The sequence below is a fragment of the Bradyrhizobium sp. Gha genome (assembly GCF_900113735.1).
In the GTDB taxonomy this organism is placed as follows: domain Bacteria; phylum Pseudomonadota; class Alphaproteobacteria; order Rhizobiales; family Xanthobacteraceae; genus Bradyrhizobium.
In genome coordinates, this window is the sequence record NZ_FOQM01000022.1 from 83519 (window position 1) to 98012 (window position 14494).

The following is a 14494-nucleotide window of genomic DNA, read 5'->3' on the forward strand; positions in this document are numbered from 1 at the left end:
GACACCACATGCGCATCTGCATTTTCGGCGCGGGCGCCGTCGGCAGCCATCTCGCGGTCCGGCTGGCGCGCGCCGGCCATGAAGTCAGCTGCGTGATGCGGGGCGCGCATCTGGAGGCAGTCCGCGCCAATGGCCTCAAGCTGCGCGTCGGCGATTCCGAGGTCGGCGTCAAGGTGAACGCCTCTGGCGATCCGGCCCAGCTCGGCCAGCAGGACGTCGTGGTCTCGACGCTGAAGGCGACCGCGCTGACCGGGCTGGTTTCGAGCATCAAGCCGCTGCTGCACGACGAGACCGCGATCGTCTTTGCGCAGAACGGCATTCCCTGGTGGTATGGAATCGGTCTGCCGCCGCGACATCCGAGGCCGCCGGATATTTCCTTCCTCGATCCAGGAGGGCGCTTGCGCGCCTGCATCCCGAAGGAGCGGATCATCGGCGGCGTCATCTTCTCTTCCAACGAGGTGACGGCGCCCGGCGTGGTGCAGAACCTGACGCCGGACCGCAATCGGCTCCTGATCGGCGAATGCGACGACCGCAATTGCGAGCGCATCACCAAGCTCCGCGGCGTCTTCAACGACGCGCGGCTGGAATCGCCGCCGGTGGCCGAGATCCGCGAGGCAATCTGGTCAAAGCTGCTGACCAACATGTCGCTGTCGGTGCTGTGCCTGCTGACAGGCCAGACCGCGCGCGGCGTGCGCGACGATCCCGCGTTCTCCGAGCTCATCCCGCGGATGCTGAACGAGGCCAACGATGTCGCGCAACACTTCATTCCCGAGGTCAAGCGCGTGACACGCAGTGGTCCCGCTCCCAACCACAAGCCATCGCTGCTGCAGGATTACGAGCTCGGCCGCGCCATGGAGATCGACGTGCTGGTGAAGGCGCCCGCCGCTTTCGCGCGAACTGCCGGCCTGTCTACTCCCACGCTCGACCTGATTGCCGCGCTCGCGATTCAGAAGGCGCGGGACAAGGGGCTTTACTCCGCCTGAACCTCAGCTGAGTTCATCGATCCATGCCGCGAGCGTATCGAGCACTTCTGCGAGCGCCTCGTCGTTGGTGCGGCCGGACTTTTTCAGCACCGCGAAGGAATGATCGCCGCCTTCGATCTCATGCAGCGTCGCCTTGGCTCCGAGTGCCGCGACGACGGGCCTCAGCAGGCCCAGGTCGGCGAGCCCGTCGCGCGTCCCCTGGAGAAACAACATGGGAACGGCGACGCGATGAAGGTGCTCGGCGCGCTCGGTCGATGGCTTCTTGTCGGCATGCAAGGGGAAGCCGAGGAAGGCGAGACCTTTGACGCCGGGCAGCGCAGCCTTCGACTGTGCCTGCGATGTCATCCGTCCACCGAACGACTTGCCACCCGCGACGAGCTTCACACCCGGGCAAAGCCGCGTCGCCTCCTCCACTGCCGCGCGGATGGTGGCATGCGCGACAACAGGCTGGTCGGGACGACCCTGCTTGGTTTCCATGTAGGGAAAATTGAAGCGGAACGTCGCGATTCCGCGATCTGCGAGGCCCTCGGCAATCTTCTCCATCGACGCATGCCGCATTCCGGCCCCGGCGCCATGCGCCAGGATGTAACAGGCGCGCGCATCGGCGGGCACCATCAGAATCGCGGAGACTGTGCCGGTGCCTTCGATGTCGAGCTTGAGCTCGCGCGTGCTGACGGTCATTTCCCGGCGTTCCGATTGCTGCTGGCCCGCCTAGATTCATCGAGCCGCGCGGAAACGCAAGTGTTCAGGCGACATCCCGCGCATCCCGTGGCCAGAGATGGTTCAGCACCTGAACCAGCATGCGCATGATTTCGCGACGGCCGGCCTCGTCATTGCCAGCGCCGAACTTTCCTTCGAGCGCGAGCTTGGCGAAACCATGAACGGTCGACCAAGCCGCCGCCGCGGCGATCCCGGTCTGCTTCGGCGTACCGCCGGCGAGCTCCGCGACGACGCGCTCGAATTCGCGGCCTGCGGCCTTGATTGCGGCTCTGAGCCGCTCGTCGTCCGCAACGAGACGCTTGTTGGCGAACATCATCTGGAAGCGCCCCGGATGAGTCAGCGCGAATTCGACATAGGCAAGTCCCTGCGCGTGCAGCCTGTCGCGCGCATTCCGCTTGCCGGACGCGGCCTGAAGCAGCGCGGCGGCCAGCGCCTCGTAGCCGCGGATCGCGACCTCGGTGAGCAGCCCTTGCGCATTGCCGAAATGGTGCGACGGCGCGGCCGGTGACACGCCCGCCCGCCGCGCTGCCTCGCGCAGCGTGAATCCGTCGGCGCCGTGCTCGGCCAGGATGGCTTCGCTCGCGGCGATCAGCGCTTCCTGGAGTTCGCCGTGATGGTAGCCGGTATCCGACCTGCCCGGGGGCGCCATGCCCTTCGGATTGCCGCGCGCGATGGCTTTCTTCATGCAACTTGACACTGTTTAGATTGAGGCCTAATGATCTTAACACCGTTAAGATAGAGACGCCGGAGGATTCGCAATGACCGAAACGGAGCATAGCACCGCAACCTCTCCGGTGAAACGGCGCCATCTGGTCGGCGGCGCCGCACTCGGCATGCTGGCGGGCGCTATCGGCGGTCTCGCCGGCGGTGTGGCGCTCGGCCAGGGCGCCGCGCTGCCCCGGCAAAAGCCGAGCGGCCGGCAGCGCTTTACGGACAAGGTCATCGTCGTGACCGGCGGCACTTCCGGCATCGGCCGCGCCGCCACGCTGATGTTCGCCGCCGAGGGCGGACGCGTCGTTTTCTGCGGACGCAATCTCGAACGCGGCCAGCAGGTGTAGCAGAGGCGAGAGCTGCAGGCGGCCAGGCGACGTTCATGCGCGCCGACGTCCGCGACGAGGCCGAGGTCAGGGTCCTGGTCGACAAGACCATCGGCCTGTACGGTGGTCTCGACGTCGCCTTCAACAATGCCGGCATCTCCATCGAAAAGCCCCTGCATCAATTGAGCGCAACAGAGTTCGACGACGTCATCGGCACCGACTTGCGCGGCGTGTTCCTGTCGATGAAGTACCAGATCCCGCATATGTTGCAGAAGGGCGGATCGATCGTCGTCACCTCGTCGTCGAACGCCATCGCCACCTCGCCCAACCGCTCCGCCTATTCTGCGGCCAAGCGCGGCCTCGTCGGCTTGGTCCAGGCTGCAGCGCTGGAATATGCCCAACACGGCATCCGCATCAACACGCTGATCCCGGGCACGACCGATACGCCCTTCATCCGCCGTCTCGCCGGCATGGAGAGCCTGCCGGACGCAGCCTGGCACGTGGCCATCGCGCAATGGGCCAAGTCGCACGTTCCGGGTCTGCAACGCGTTGCAACGGCGGAGGAGATCGCGGCCTTCGCGCTCGTGCTCGCCTCGGACGATCATCCCTACACGACTGGCGGCCAATTCGTCATCGACGGCGGCAAGACCGCGCAGGCCGGATAACGGCGGGGCCAGCAGCCAGAAAACGCAATTATCGGCACCCGGGCTTGGCGTACCACGACGCGCGGGCTTGCGCCCGCCTTGGCCGTTGTGGCACGCGTGATATGCGCGCGCCGTTGACGAGAAGATCGACCGAGGTGACCATGGCCTACCGCTCCTCCTGGATGACCGAAGAGCTCGACGTCTTCCGCGACCAGTTCCGGAAATATCTCGCCAGGGATCTGGCGCCGCATGCCGAGAAATGGCGCCAGCAGAAGATGGTCGACCGCTTCGCCTGGCGCGGGCTCGGTGAGATGGGCGCGCTGCTGGCGAGCGTGCCGGAGGAATATGGCGGGCTGGGCGCGACCTTCGCCTATGAGGCCGCCGTGCTGGATGATCTCGAAAGCACGGTGCCGGAGCTCACGACCGGCGTCTCCGTGCACAGCGCCATCGTCGCGCATTACATCCTCAATTACGGCTCGGAGGAGCAGAAGAAGCGCTGGCTGCCGAAGATGGCCTCCGGCGAGATGGTCGGCGCCATCGCCATGACCGAGCCCGGCACCGGCTCCGACCTTCAAGCCGTGAAGACCACCGCCAAGAAGCAAGGCAATTCCTACGTCATCAACGGCCAGAAGACGTTCATCACCAACGGCCAGGCTGCCGATCTCGTCATCGTGGTCGCGCGCACCGGTGATGCCGGCGCCAAGGGCATCTCGCTGATCGTGGTCGAGACCCACGGTGCCGAGGGTTACAAGCGCGGGCGCAACCTCGACAAGATCGGCCTGCACGCCTCCGACACGTCAGAGCTGTTCTTCGACAACGTGACCGTGCCGCCGGAAAACCTGCTCGGCAAGGAGGAAGGCCAGGGCTTTGTCCAGCTGATGCAGCAGCTGCCGCAGGAGCGGCTCGCGCTCGCGGTCGGCGCAGTGGCCTCGATGGAGCGCGCGATCAGGCTCACCACCGAGTACACCAAGGAGCGGAAAGCATTCGGCAAACCGCTGATGGATTTCCAGAACACCGCCTTCACGCTCGCCGAACGCAAGACCGAAGCGATGATCGCACGGGTCTTCGTCGACTGGTGCATCGAGCAATTGGTCGCAGGCGACCTCGACACCGTCACCGCGTCGATGGCGAAATACTGGTGCTCGGACAAGCAGGTGCAGACCGCCGACGAATGCCTTCAGCTGTTCGGCGGCTATGGCTACATGCAGGAATATCCGATCTCGCGCATCTTCATCGATTCCCGGATCCAGAAGATCTATGGCGGCACCAACGAGATCATGAAGCTGTTGATCGCGAGATCGCTGTAAGGGCGGCTACCTCATCCGCTTGTCGCCGGCGACGAAGTCGATGAAGGTCCGCACCTTCGCGGAGAGATATTTGCGGCTGGGGTAGACCGCGAACAGCTTTCCAGCGAAAATGATGTGGCCGGGCATCACGTGCTCGAGACGGCCGCTGGCAATGTCGTCAGCGACCAGCCATTTCGGCAGGAAGGCGAGGCCCATGCCTTCCAGCGCAGCCAGGTGCAGCAGCGTTTCGTTGCCGCTGCGCAGCACTGGATTGAGCTTGACGGTCTCGGGGCCCTGCTCGCCGGTGAAGGAGAAGCTCTCGCCGGGATAGAGCGCGTAGTGCAACAGGGGAATGCCGGAGAGATCGGCGAACGTTGCCGGGCGCCCCGCCCGTTTGAGGAAGGCGGGAGCGGCCACCATGTAGAACGGCACGCTGGTGATGGGGCGCGCGATCAGCGCCGCGTCAGGCGTGCCGGTTGCGCGCAGCGCGAGATCGAATCCCTCCTCGACCAGATTGACCAGCCGACCGCCGAGATCGACGTCGAGGCGCACCTCAGGATAGCGGGCCTGATAATCCGCCAGCACCCCCGCAAACATCGTGTTCGCCATCCACACCGGCGCGGTCAGCCGCAGCGTGCCGCGCGGCACGACGGTCGCCTTGCTGACCGCGGCTTCGACTTCGTCGAGCGAGTCAAGCATCTGGCGTGCCTGCTCGAAATAGAGCGTGCCGCTCTCGCTCAGGCTGACACGCCGGCTGGTCCGGTTGAGCAGCCGCGTGCCCAGCCGCTTCTCGAGCTGCATCACGTGCTTGCTGGCCATGGCGGGCGAGATGCGCAGGCGCTGCGCCGCCGCCGCAAAGCTCTTCAGCTCCGCGACGAGGCAAAACACCCGCATGCTGACCAGCGAATCCATGAGATCATCAACATACAGGAAATGAATAACTTCCGAAACACATGATGATCAAATAGGGCGAAACTATCAAATGGTGGCGACGCTCACAATTTGGAGAACCCGTCATGTCGACCACCACCTTCGAGACCGCTGCGCCCGGCCGCGCCCTCCGCGTCGGCCTTTGGGCCGCGCAGATCCTCCTCACCGTCGCGTTCGTCGGGGCGGGGCTGGTCAAGCTGACCACTCCCATTCCCCAGCTGGCCGCCATGATGCCCTGGGCCGGCCAGTATTCCGAAACCTTCGTTCGCTCGATCGCGCTGATCGATCTCGCGGGCGGGATCGGCATTCTGCTGCCGGCCCTGACGCGGATCCTGCCGCGGCTGACGGTGCTCGCCGCGCTAGGCTGCTCGGTATTGCAGGTGATTGCGCTGGCCTTCCACCTCTCGCGCGGCGAGGCCGAGGTGACGCCGCTCAACCTCGTCCTGCTCGCGCTCAGCCTGTTCGTGCTGTGGGGGCGCAACAGCAAGGCCCCCATCACCCCGCGCCGGTTCTGACCGGCGAGGCGCCGCTACGATGATCTCTGACATCGCATTGTCCCGCAGGGGCCTGCTTGCAGGCAGCGCGATCCTCACGACCGGCGGCGCGAGCGCGGCCAAGCAGGATCGTCTCACTGAGGGCGTCGTGATCCTGATCGACCGCAACGAGCCCTATGTGATGGGGCACGCGATCAGCTATTCGGGCAATCTTGCAAAGCACTTTGCCGAGAGGGGCGCGCGGTTGCTGATCGAGGTCGTCGCCAATGGCAAGGGCATCGACGTCTTCAGGGCGGACAGAACTCCACTGCTCGAGCCGCTCGCGACGCTGCGGCAATCGCTGCCAGAGCTCACCTACAGCATGTGCGCTTCGTCGAAAGCGATCGCGGAAGCCAAGGAGCAGGTCTCGATCCCGCTGATCCCGGGCGCGAGCCTTGTTCCCTTCGGTATCGGGCGCGTCGTCGATCTGCAACTCAAGGGCTGGGCCTACATCCATGCGTGAAAAGCCCCGTGCGTTGTCCAGGCGATCGCTCCTGGTCGCAGCACCGGCGCTCCTTGCCTCCCTGCGCGCAAGCCGTGCGCAGGGTAGCTGGCCGCCGGTATTCGAAGCCGGCCGCAGCCAGTTCACGGTGGTGCGGCCGCGCGCCGCGATGCCGCCGTTACGACTTCGGGACTTGCATGGAAAAGACGTGGTGGTGACGGCGAAGCCTGGACGTATCGCCCTCGTCAATTTCTGGGCGACGTGGTGTGCGGCCTGCCGGCTCGATCTCCCTGTGCTGGCAAGCCTCGCTGGATCGCAAGGCGCCCAACTGGATGTCATTGCCGTCTGCACCGACACGAAGGACTTGCGAAAGATCACCGCGTTCCTCGGCGGTCTCGCCGCGAAAAACCTCGCCTGCTACATCGATGCCTATGGCGCAGCTGCGCAAGCGTCGACGGAGATGCTTCCCCTCCTCGGCATGCCCATCACCTATCTCGTCGGGACGAGCGGCCATGTCGAGGGCTACATCGCCGGCGCGCCCGACTGGCTCTCACCGGCGGGCGCACGGCTGCTGCAATTCTATCGCGAGCAAACCTAGTTCGGATGCCACCAGCGGCCGCCGATGACGACGCCTTCGGAGACGATCTTCCTGTCGCCGATGAGACGCTCGCCGACGACGTCTTGATAGTCGAACTGGCCTTCCTTCACCGAGATCAGCGTGGCATCGCCGACGCTGCCGGGCTTCAGGCTGCCGAGTTCGGGGCGCCGCAGCGCCATCGCGGCGTTCTCCGTCGAGGCCGCGATCACATCCGACAGCGACATGCCCATGCAGAGGAATTTCGACATGGTCGTGACCTGGTCGAAGGCCGGGCCGTCGATGCAGAGCTGATGGATGTCGGAGGAGATGGTATCCGGATAGAAGCCGTTGGCCAGCATGGCGCGCGCGGTCTTGAACGCGAAAGAACCTTTGCCGTGCCCGATGTCGAACAGCACGCCGCGCTCGCGCGCCGCCAGTACCGCCCGCTTGACCGTACCCTGCGCGGTGGCCGGCGAATTCGGGAAGGGACGGAACGCATGGGTCAGCACATCGCCCGGCCGCAGGCGCGCCAGCACCTCTTCATAGGTCGGCGGCGGATGGTCGATATGCGCCATCAGGGGCATGCCGACCTCGTCGGCAACCTGAAGCGCGATATCGAGCGGCACGGCGCCCGAGGTGCCCGAGGAGTGCAGCCCGACCCGCACCTTGATGCCGACGATGATGTCGCGGTTGGCGTCCGCCACCTTGGCCGCTTCGATCGGATTCATCAGCCGCAATTCCTCGCTCTCGCCAACCATGATCCGGTGCGAGAAGCCGAAAATGCCGGCATGGGAAACGTGCAGATAAGCGAGGATGCGGACCTGGCTCGGCTCGATCACGTGCTTGCGAAAACCGGCGAAATTGCCGGGGCCGGCGCTGCCGGTGTCGACGGAGGTGGTCACGCCCGAGGCACGGCAGAACTCCTCGGCGTCGATGCCGAGCGAGGTGCCGCCCCAATAGACATGGGTGTGGAGATCGATCAGCCCGGGCGTCACGATGAACCGCGAGACGTCACGGACCTCGGTGCCGGCGTCCGTCTTGAGCCCGGCGCCGATCGCAGCCACCCTGCCGCCGGAAAATGCCACATCGGTCACGGCGTCGAGCTTCTGCGAGGGGTCGACGACCCGTCCGCCGCGCAGGATCAAATCGAAGGGCATCGTCGTCTCCGGGCCTCAGCAACGCTTGGACCGGGCCGGAAGCTACCCTTCCAGCCCGCGCTTCTGTTAGCAATTTTCCCGCTGACGAAGCAAATCCACTGAGCTCAATGTCCAAGGGGCCTGCGCGCCGCCTTCGGCGCATCCTCTTTCAGCCGCTGCAGCGCATCGGCATCACACGCCCGCACTCCGCAAGCACGATGGTCGGCAAGGAGTGCAGATCCTATGAGGAATTAACTGGCGGAAAGAGCGGGGGCGGCAAACGATTTTTCAAAAGCCGCATGTTGGAATGGCGATCCCGGCATGACTCGAACATGCGACCTACGGTTTAGGAAACCGCCGCTCTATCCGGCTGAGCTACGGGACCGCGGAACCCGCCGGTAGGGCGGGTTGCCTGGACGCGTTCATAGCAAAGCAGCGGCGGGACCGGAAGCCCTTCGCGAGGTCAAGAAGCGGAGGATCAGGATTTCCCGTAAGCCCCCTGGTAGCGCCCCTCGCGGATCGCCTTCAGGGTCTCCTCCTCGCGCCTGATCTGGACACGCACGGCCTCCAGCAGCGTCGCGGCGCCGGCGGCGGGAAACGACACCACGCCATCTTCATCACCGACCACGATGTCGCCCGGCGAGATCACGCTGCCACCGACCGTCACAGGCACGTTGATCTCGCCTGGGCCGTTCTTGTAGGGCCCGCGATGGATCACCGCGCGGGCGAAGCAGGGAAAGTCGTCGCCGGCGAAGGCCGCGACGTCGCGGATGGCGCCGTCGATGACATAGCCTTCGGCTTTGCGCCATTGCGCGATGTTCTTCATGATCTCGCCGACCAGGGCCCGGGTCTCGTCGCCGCCGCCATCGACCACGATGACGTCGCCGGGACCGACCAGCTCGAGGGCACGATGGATGGCAAGATTGTCGCCGGGACGGGTCCGGACCGTGAAGGCCGCGCCGACCAGCTTGCCGCTGCGATGATAGGGCTTCAGCCCGACCGCGCCAGGCAGCCGGCTGAGATTGTCCGAAATGATCGAGGTTGGTGCATTCCTGAAGCCTTCGATGATATCGGCCGGCGGCTTCGGCACGCTGTTCGCTGCGATGGTGATCGTCATGAGGTTCAGTCCTTCCGAGTTTCTTATTCGGCGTGCGCCCGGGCCTGCACGGGCATGATGCGGAAGGCACGGCCTTCCTTCATCCACGCCGCGCGTTCGTCGCGCAACAGCGTGCGGCGAACCTTTCCGGAATCGTCACGCGGCGGCGCGCTGACGAACTCGAAACTCTCCGGATGCTTGTAGCGGCTGAGCCGGTCTTTCAAGAAGTCCGCCATGCCGTCCGCGATCACCTGACGGTCCGCGCCGGGGTCCGGCTCGATGATGGCATGCACGCGCTGGCCGAGCTCAGGATCAGGCAGGCCCACCACCACGCAGGAGCGCACGCCGGGGCACGCGGAGACGGCAGCCTCGACCTCGGCCGGATAGATGTTGGCACCGCCGCGCAGCACCATGTCGGCGAGGCGGTCGCCGAGATAGAGATAGCCTTCGGCGTCGAGCCGGCCGATATCGCCGAGCGATTCCCAGCCGTCGGCGCGGCGCTTCGGCTCGGCGCCGAGATAGTGATAGGTGGCGTCCTTGCCGTCATTGTTGAGGAAATAGATCTCGCCCGTCTCACCGGGCGCGACGTCGTTGCCGTCCTCGCCGATGATGCGAAGCCTCGCCGTCTCCGCGATCTTGCCGACCGAGCCCTTATGCGCCAGCCACTCGGTGCCTGATATGATGCAGGCGCCCTGGCGCTCGGTGCCGCCATAGAGCTCCCAGACCCTCTCCGGCCCAAGCCAGGCGATCCAGTTTTCCTTCAGCCAGGGCGGCATCGGCGCTGCCATGTGGAACACGGTCTGAAGGCTCGACACGTCATAGCCATTGCGAACGTCATCAGGCAGCGCCCAGATCCGGTGCATCATGGTCGGCACGAAATTGACCCATTGCACGCGCTCGCGCTCGATCTGGCGCAGCGTCTCCTCAGCATCGAACTTCTCGAGGCCGGTCAGCTTGCCGCCGGCGAACAGCGCAAAATGCGACACGATGAACGGCGCATTATGATAAAGGGGGCCTGGATTGAGCAGCGAGACTCCAATGGGAATATTGAGCGGCGGCGCAGCGACGGTATCAGTCACCGCAGGCTGATGGTCGAGGATCACCTTGGGACGGCCGGTCGAGCCGCCTGAGGTCATGGCCTTCCAGTAGCGCGCGACCGGGGGATCGAGCGGCTCATCGGAAAAACCGTCCGGCACAAAATCCGCAGGCAAGCGGTTCGGCGCATTCCAGTCGGCCTCGCCACCGACCACGAGCGCGGGCTTCAAAATCTCGAGCACGGCCGCGGCTTCGCCGCGCGGCAGCTGCCACGACAGCGAGGTCGGCGTCGCACCGCATTTCCACACCGCAAACGTGGTCTCGAAAAACGCATTGCTGTTGGGCAATCCGATGGCGACGAAATCACCGGGCTTGACGCCCTTCGCCGCAAACGCCCGCGCGCGCCTGTTGGCACCGCGTTCGAGCTGGCCCCATGTCAGTCTATCCTGACCGTGCTGGACGGCGATGGTGCCCTCGGGTTTGCGTTGCGCGTACCAGCGCGGCACATCGGACAGGGGCAGCAGCATCAGGCGTTTCCATTTCGTCTTCTTGGCGGGGCCTCAGGATGGGGCGGGTCGCGCGGCGAAGTGTAACAGCCGGAGCCGCCCCTTCAAGCTTTTGCACTCAGGCCTCCTCGGTCAATGCCGCCGCGCTCGGCGCGGCATGCGCCGACATATGTAGACGTCGGCATCGCGCAGGTGTCCGTGCAGCAGGGCGCGGGAGATCGCCGGCAGCGGTATCGACCAGTGCGCGGCCGCAACCTGCGCCATGCGATGGCGGAGAAACAGGTCAACGCTCTCATGATGAGAATTTCTCTTCGCATTCAAACCGATCAAACCGCAAGCGCAACCGGCGCCCCACGGCTGTGACCTCCCCTGCCACGTCAAGGAAAAAATGTCAGCAACCCAGCCATGAATTTCCCGAGTTCCATGGGTGACAAGGCGACGAGAAAGGGGCAAAAATTGGCGACGACTCAGTTGGGTTGAGTTTCTCAGGCTCTCGCAGAATGTTGTCCGTGTTTGCATCGCGTCGTGCGGCGCCACTTCTCGTTGCCGCAGCAGGAATTTTTCTGCTGACCACGCCGCATGCCCACGCCGAATGGTGGAAGCGCGCCCCTATCGACTTCGAGGAATGCGCCGACGCCGCCGAAAAATCCGCGACCAAGGCCGAAAAGACCGCAGCCCTTGCGGACTGCAATGCCAAATTCGCCGGCCGGCGCAAGGCAGGCGGCGGCTACACCTATTACGACTTCCTCCAGGACCGCACCTTCGACATCGCAGGTCCCAATCCGACGCCGGAGGAGCAGAAGAAGATCGACGAATCCTACACCGCCTATCTTGCCGATCAGCGCCGCAGCAATGAAGCCGCCGAGGCCCTGGCGCGGCAACAGCGCGAGCAGCAGGAGAAGCAGCGCGAGCAGCGGGAACGGCAGCGTGAGCAGCAAGCGCAGCAACTCCAGCAGGTCGCATTGCGAACCGAGGTCGAGCGCGTGCCCGTTCCGGTGGAGCGCCCGAAGGTGCTGGGTGCGCGGCCGAAGAATGCCCCTTGCACGAAGGGCGCGTTCTCTTGCGAATGGCCGCGGCTGTCGGAAAGCCTCAGCGACCTGAAGAAGCTGTTCAGCCCGGCGCCGAGCAAGCCGGCCAAGAAGGGGTAAGCTGTCTCCACATCCGTCATTGCGCGCGCAGCGAAGCAATCCAGAGTCGTTCCGTGGAGGTTTCCTGAATTGCTTCGCTACGCTCGCAATGACGAGTGGATGGATTCGTGCCCGGCCCTCAGCGCGTCTGCTTCTTCTTCGGACGCTTCGGTGGGGTCACCGCCGGCGTAACCGGTTCTGTCGTTGCCTGTGAATTGCTCAGCGCCTTGCGGCTCTCCTGCAAGCGCGCGTCGTAGCCCGGCGAGTTCATGACCGTCGGCGGCCGGGCCTCCGCCAGGCGAGCGGCGCCGCAGAGCGCGGCCAGCCCGAGTCCGATCACGAGACAACGTTTCATCGGCTCCTCCACTCAAACCACACCACGGATCTGTTGAGGCGAAAGGCCGGGCGGCCCCTGAGCCGCCGTCTCCGCCTCCTTGACCAGCACAACAATGCGACGCATCAGCGGCACATCGAGCTTGTTCTGCTCCGCGAGCGCAATGACCGCGCCCTGGAGATAGTCGATTTCGGTCTTGCGGCCCTGCTTCAGATCCTGCCACATCGAGGAGCGCGCCTCCGGATCGATCTTCATCGTCCGCCCCAGAATCGCTTTGAAGATCATGTCGGGCAGTCTGAGCATCGCATGCGTCCAGTTCATCGGGATGGGCGTTGACGACACCGGTGTGATGCCGGCGGCCTTCAGCGCAGCCAGGCCTTCCGCCATCTGGTCGGCGAACAGTCCTCGCCAGTCGCGGTTCGCCAGTTGGGCGGCAAGCGGCATGTCGGACAGTGCGCTGAGTGCGTTGTTCAGATTGATGATGAGCTTGCCCCATTGCACGCCGGCGATGTCGCGGCTGGCGCGCAGGTGAAGACCCGGCACCGACAGCGCGGCAGCAATGTTGTCCGCGTCTTCAGCGACCTGGATGTCTCCGGAACTGGAACGGTGGAAGCGCCCCTCGCCCATTGCGACCACATTGAACGGCACCATGCCGGCGAGCACGCGCCGGCCACCGAGGCGCTCCCTCAGCACGGCGACATTGCCGACGCCGTTCTGCAACGACACGATCACGGCATCCTGCGGCGCATGCTGCGCGATCTGATCGGCGACACCGGCCGTGTCGGCGCTCTTCACCGTCACCAGCACGATGCCGGCGCCGTAGAGGATCGACGGATCCTCCGACAGCGCGAGCTGGCCCGCGCCGAGCTTCCTCTCGGAGCCGTCGAAATCCGTCAGCTGCAAACCGAAGCGCTCAATCTCGGTTTTCACCCGCGACCGCACCAGCAGCCCGACACGGCGGCCGGAGGCGGCGAGCTGGCCGCCGACGAAACAGCCGATGGCGCCCGCGCCGGCCACCACGATCGATCGATCCGTCACCACCAGACCTGCTCCACAATGATGCGTCTTCGATAGCAGAGGCTTAGACCAGAGGCGAGGCCGGCTGCCCATCGCGGCCAAACTGCATCTGCCTTGTAACCGTCATGAGACGCCCATATGTTTTTGCATGGGGGCTTATCACCGGCGAGAGCTCGCCGACGAGAACGCCAAAGGAGAACATCATGGGTCTACTCGACGTCCTCAACGGCATGCAGAACGGACCCCGCGGCCCGAGCACCCCAAGCCCGCAAGGCTCTTCCGGCGGCATGTCGCCGATGACCATGGCGATCCTCGGCCTGCTCGCATGGAAGGCATTCAAGCATCTGACGGCAGGCCAGCCGGGCGGCGCGCCGCAGTCGGCGCCGACGCCTGTGCCGCCGCCCGTGAATGCGGGCCCAGGCGGTGCCGTTGGCGGTGGCGGCCTCGGTGATGTCCTCAAGGGCGGCCTCGGCGGCCTGCTCGCGGGCGGGGCGGCCGGCTCCGTGCTGAGCGGTGGCCTCGGCGATCTCCTCAAGCAGCTCCAGCAGGGCGGTCACGGCGACACTGCGAACAGCTGGGTTGGCAAGGGCGAGAACAAGCCCATCAGCCCCGGCGATCTCGCCAATGCGCTCGGCGCCGATCAGATCCAGAGTCTGTCCGCGCAGAGCGGCCTGTCGCGCGACGAGCTGCTATCAGGTCTCAGCCAATACCTGCCGCAGGTGGTCGATCATTTGACGCCGGATGGACGGCTACCGACCGAGAACGAGATCTCGGGCAGACTCTGATTTTCGCCAAAACGAGGGGAGCACTGACATGAGCATGGGCGGCCTGTTGTGGATCATCGTGGTCGGCTTCGTCGCCGGCCTCATCGCGCGTTTCCTGGCGCCGGGGCCGAACAACCCCAGCGGCTTCGTCCTCACCACCATCCTCGGAATCGTCGGTGCATTCCTGGCGACCTTCATCGGTCAGGCCATCGGCCATTACGGTCCGGATCAGGGCGCGGGATTCATCATGGCCACGATCGGCGCCGTGGTGGTGCTGTTCATCTGGCACCGGCTGGTCGCGAGCGGCGTGATCAAGGGGTGACGCTT

Annotated in this window: 16 protein-coding genes, 1 tRNA gene and 1 pseudogene; 9 read left to right on the forward strand and 9 right to left on the reverse strand. The window is 65.2% G+C overall.

What is annotated here, in order from left to right; all coding sequences use genetic code 11:
- The first annotated feature begins 8 nt into the window (after window positions 1–8).
- Window positions 9–983, forward strand: a complete 975-nt coding sequence (locus tag BM222_RS24435; RefSeq protein WP_092233303.1) for a ketopantoate reductase family protein — start codon at window positions 9–11, stop codon at window positions 981–983.
- Between the two features lie 3 nt (window positions 984–986).
- Here the strand turns inward: BM222_RS24435 and BM222_RS24440 are convergent, their stop codons facing one another.
- Window positions 987–1664 carry an alpha/beta hydrolase family protein gene (locus BM222_RS24440; RefSeq protein WP_092233308.1) on the reverse strand — a complete coding sequence of 226 codons (678 nt, stop codon included), beginning with the start codon at window positions 1662–1664 and terminating at the stop codon, window positions 987–989.
- Between the two features lie 64 nt (window positions 1665–1728).
- The gene (locus BM222_RS24445; RefSeq protein ID WP_092233312.1) at window positions 1729–2388 is read right to left on the reverse strand and encodes a TetR/AcrR family transcriptional regulator; all 660 of its coding nucleotides are present in this window, start codon (window positions 2386–2388) and stop codon (window positions 1729–1731) included.
- Window positions 2389–2692: 304 nt separating this feature from the next.
- On the opposite strand from BM222_RS24445, the pseudogene BM222_RS24450 reads away from it, so the two are divergent.
- A pseudogene (locus tag BM222_RS24450) lies at window positions 2693–3405 on the forward strand (SDR family NAD(P)-dependent oxidoreductase).
- A gap of 140 nt (window positions 3406–3545) precedes the next feature.
- On the forward strand, window positions 3546–4691 hold the full coding sequence (locus BM222_RS24455; RefSeq protein WP_092233473.1) for an acyl-CoA dehydrogenase family protein: 1146 nt from the start codon (window positions 3546–3548) through the stop codon (window positions 4689–4691).
- A gap of 6 nt (window positions 4692–4697) precedes the next feature.
- Here the strand turns inward: BM222_RS24455 and BM222_RS24460 are convergent, their stop codons facing one another.
- Window positions 4698–5582, reverse strand: a complete 885-nt coding sequence (locus tag BM222_RS24460; RefSeq protein WP_092233315.1) for a LysR family transcriptional regulator — start codon at window positions 5580–5582, stop codon at window positions 4698–4700.
- A 104-nt stretch (window positions 5583–5686) separates the two neighbouring features.
- Between BM222_RS24460 and BM222_RS24465 the strand changes: the two genes are divergently transcribed.
- The 3 genes from BM222_RS24465 to BM222_RS24475 are packed head-to-tail and all read left to right on the forward strand — an operon-like array spanning window position 5687 to window position 7173.
- Window positions 5687–6115: a DoxX family protein gene (locus tag BM222_RS24465; protein WP_092233318.1), complete on the forward strand. Its 429-nt coding sequence runs from the start codon at window positions 5687–5689 to the stop codon at window positions 6113–6115.
- A 19-nt stretch (window positions 6116–6134) separates the two neighbouring features.
- Window positions 6135–6596: a DsrE family protein gene (locus tag BM222_RS24470; protein ID WP_092233321.1), complete on the forward strand. Its 462-nt coding sequence runs from the start codon at window positions 6135–6137 to the stop codon at window positions 6594–6596.
- Window positions 6589–7173, forward strand: coding sequence for a TlpA family protein disulfide reductase (locus BM222_RS24475; RefSeq protein WP_092233324.1), 585 nt, complete (start codon window positions 6589–6591; stop codon window positions 7171–7173). The genes BM222_RS24470 and BM222_RS24475 overlap by 8 nt, the downstream gene beginning before the upstream one ends.
- On the opposite strand, the gene BM222_RS24480 is transcribed toward BM222_RS24475, so the two are convergent.
- The 4 genes from BM222_RS24480 to BM222_RS24495 all read right to left on the reverse strand — a co-directional run bounded on the left by BM222_RS24480 (window position 7170) and on the right by BM222_RS24495 (window position 10946).
- The gene (locus BM222_RS24480) at window positions 7170–8309 is read right to left on the reverse strand and encodes an amidohydrolase/deacetylase family metallohydrolase (protein ID WP_092233327.1); all 1140 of its coding nucleotides are present in this window, start codon (window positions 8307–8309) and stop codon (window positions 7170–7172) included. The two genes, BM222_RS24475 and BM222_RS24480, sit on opposite strands and share 4 nt — an antisense overlap.
- A gap of 287 nt (window positions 8310–8596) precedes the next feature.
- A tRNA-Arg gene (locus BM222_RS24485) sits at window positions 8597–8673 on the reverse strand.
- Window positions 8674–8766: 93 nt separating this feature from the next.
- Entirely contained in the window at window positions 8767–9405 is a 639-nt protein-coding gene (locus BM222_RS24490) for an RraA family protein (RefSeq protein WP_177243428.1), read from the reverse strand.
- Between the two features lie 23 nt (window positions 9406–9428).
- Window positions 9429–10946: an AMP-binding protein gene (locus tag BM222_RS24495; RefSeq protein WP_092233333.1), complete on the reverse strand. Its 1518-nt coding sequence runs from the start codon at window positions 10944–10946 to the stop codon at window positions 9429–9431.
- Window positions 10947–11425: 479 nt separating this feature from the next.
- On the opposite strand from BM222_RS24495, the gene BM222_RS24505 reads away from it, so the two are divergent.
- Window positions 11426–12073: a hypothetical protein gene (locus tag BM222_RS24505; RefSeq protein ID WP_092233339.1), complete on the forward strand. Its 648-nt coding sequence runs from the start codon at window positions 11426–11428 to the stop codon at window positions 12071–12073.
- A gap of 118 nt (window positions 12074–12191) precedes the next feature.
- Here BM222_RS24505 and BM222_RS24510 read toward each other — a convergent pair whose 3' ends face one another.
- Together BM222_RS24510 and BM222_RS24515 are read right to left on the reverse strand one after the other, a co-directional pair.
- Window positions 12192–12407, reverse strand: coding sequence for a hypothetical protein (locus tag BM222_RS24510; protein ID WP_092233476.1), 216 nt, complete (start codon window positions 12405–12407; stop codon window positions 12192–12194).
- 12 nt (window positions 12408–12419) lie between these two features.
- Window positions 12420–13427 carry a 2-dehydropantoate 2-reductase gene (locus tag BM222_RS24515; protein ID WP_092233342.1) on the reverse strand — a complete coding sequence of 336 codons (1008 nt, stop codon included), beginning with the start codon at window positions 13425–13427 and terminating at the stop codon, window positions 12420–12422.
- A 179-nt stretch (window positions 13428–13606) separates the two neighbouring features.
- Between BM222_RS24515 and BM222_RS24520 the strand changes: the two genes are divergently transcribed.
- Window positions 13607–14188 (forward strand): YidB family protein, encoded by a 582-nt coding sequence (locus BM222_RS24520; protein WP_092233345.1) that lies wholly within the window; start codon window positions 13607–13609, stop codon window positions 14186–14188.
- A gap of 28 nt (window positions 14189–14216) precedes the next feature.
- On the forward strand, window positions 14217–14489 hold the full coding sequence (locus tag BM222_RS24525) for a GlsB/YeaQ/YmgE family stress response membrane protein (RefSeq protein WP_177243429.1): 273 nt from the start codon (window positions 14217–14219) through the stop codon (window positions 14487–14489).
- Window positions 14490–14494 lie beyond the last annotated feature (5 nt).

Coding starts and splice junctions, on each gene's coding strand:
- BM222_RS24435 (WP_092233303.1), top strand. CDS start 9: ATGCGCATCTGCATTTTCGGCGCGGGCGCCGTCGGCAGCCATCTCGCG.
- BM222_RS24440 (WP_092233308.1), bottom strand. CDS start 1,664: ATGACCGTCAGCACGCGCGAGCTCAAGCTCGACATCGAAGGCACCGGC.
- BM222_RS24445 (WP_092233312.1), bottom strand. CDS start 2,388: ATGAAGAAAGCCATCGCGCGCGGCAATCCGAAGGGCATGGCGCCCCCG.
- BM222_RS24455 (WP_092233473.1), top strand. CDS start 3,546: ATGGCCTACCGCTCCTCCTGGATGACCGAAGAGCTCGACGTCTTCCGC.
- BM222_RS24460 (WP_092233315.1), bottom strand. CDS start 5,582: ATGGATTCGCTGGTCAGCATGCGGGTGTTTTGCCTCGTCGCGGAGCTG.
- BM222_RS24465 (WP_092233318.1), top strand. CDS start 5,687: ATGTCGACCACCACCTTCGAGACCGCTGCGCCCGGCCGCGCCCTCCGC.
- BM222_RS24470 (WP_092233321.1), top strand. CDS start 6,135: ATGATCTCTGACATCGCATTGTCCCGCAGGGGCCTGCTTGCAGGCAGC.
- BM222_RS24475 (WP_092233324.1), top strand. CDS start 6,589: ATGCGTGAAAAGCCCCGTGCGTTGTCCAGGCGATCGCTCCTGGTCGCA.
- BM222_RS24480 (WP_092233327.1), bottom strand. CDS start 8,309: ATGCCCTTCGATTTGATCCTGCGCGGCGGACGGGTCGTCGACCCCTCG.
- BM222_RS24490 (WP_177243428.1), bottom strand. CDS start 9,405: ATGACGATCACCATCGCAGCGAACAGCGTGCCGAAGCCGCCGGCCGAT.
- BM222_RS24495 (WP_092233333.1), bottom strand. CDS start 10,946: ATGCTGCTGCCCCTGTCCGATGTGCCGCGCTGGTACGCGCAACGCAAA.
- BM222_RS24505 (WP_092233339.1), top strand. CDS start 11,426: ATGTTGTCCGTGTTTGCATCGCGTCGTGCGGCGCCACTTCTCGTTGCC.
- BM222_RS24510 (WP_092233476.1), bottom strand. CDS start 12,407: ATGAAACGTTGTCTCGTGATCGGACTCGGGCTGGCCGCGCTCTGCGGC.
- BM222_RS24520 (WP_092233345.1), top strand. CDS start 13,607: ATGGGTCTACTCGACGTCCTCAACGGCATGCAGAACGGACCCCGCGGC.
- BM222_RS24525 (WP_177243429.1), top strand. CDS start 14,217: ATGAGCATGGGCGGCCTGTTGTGGATCATCGTGGTCGGCTTCGTCGCC.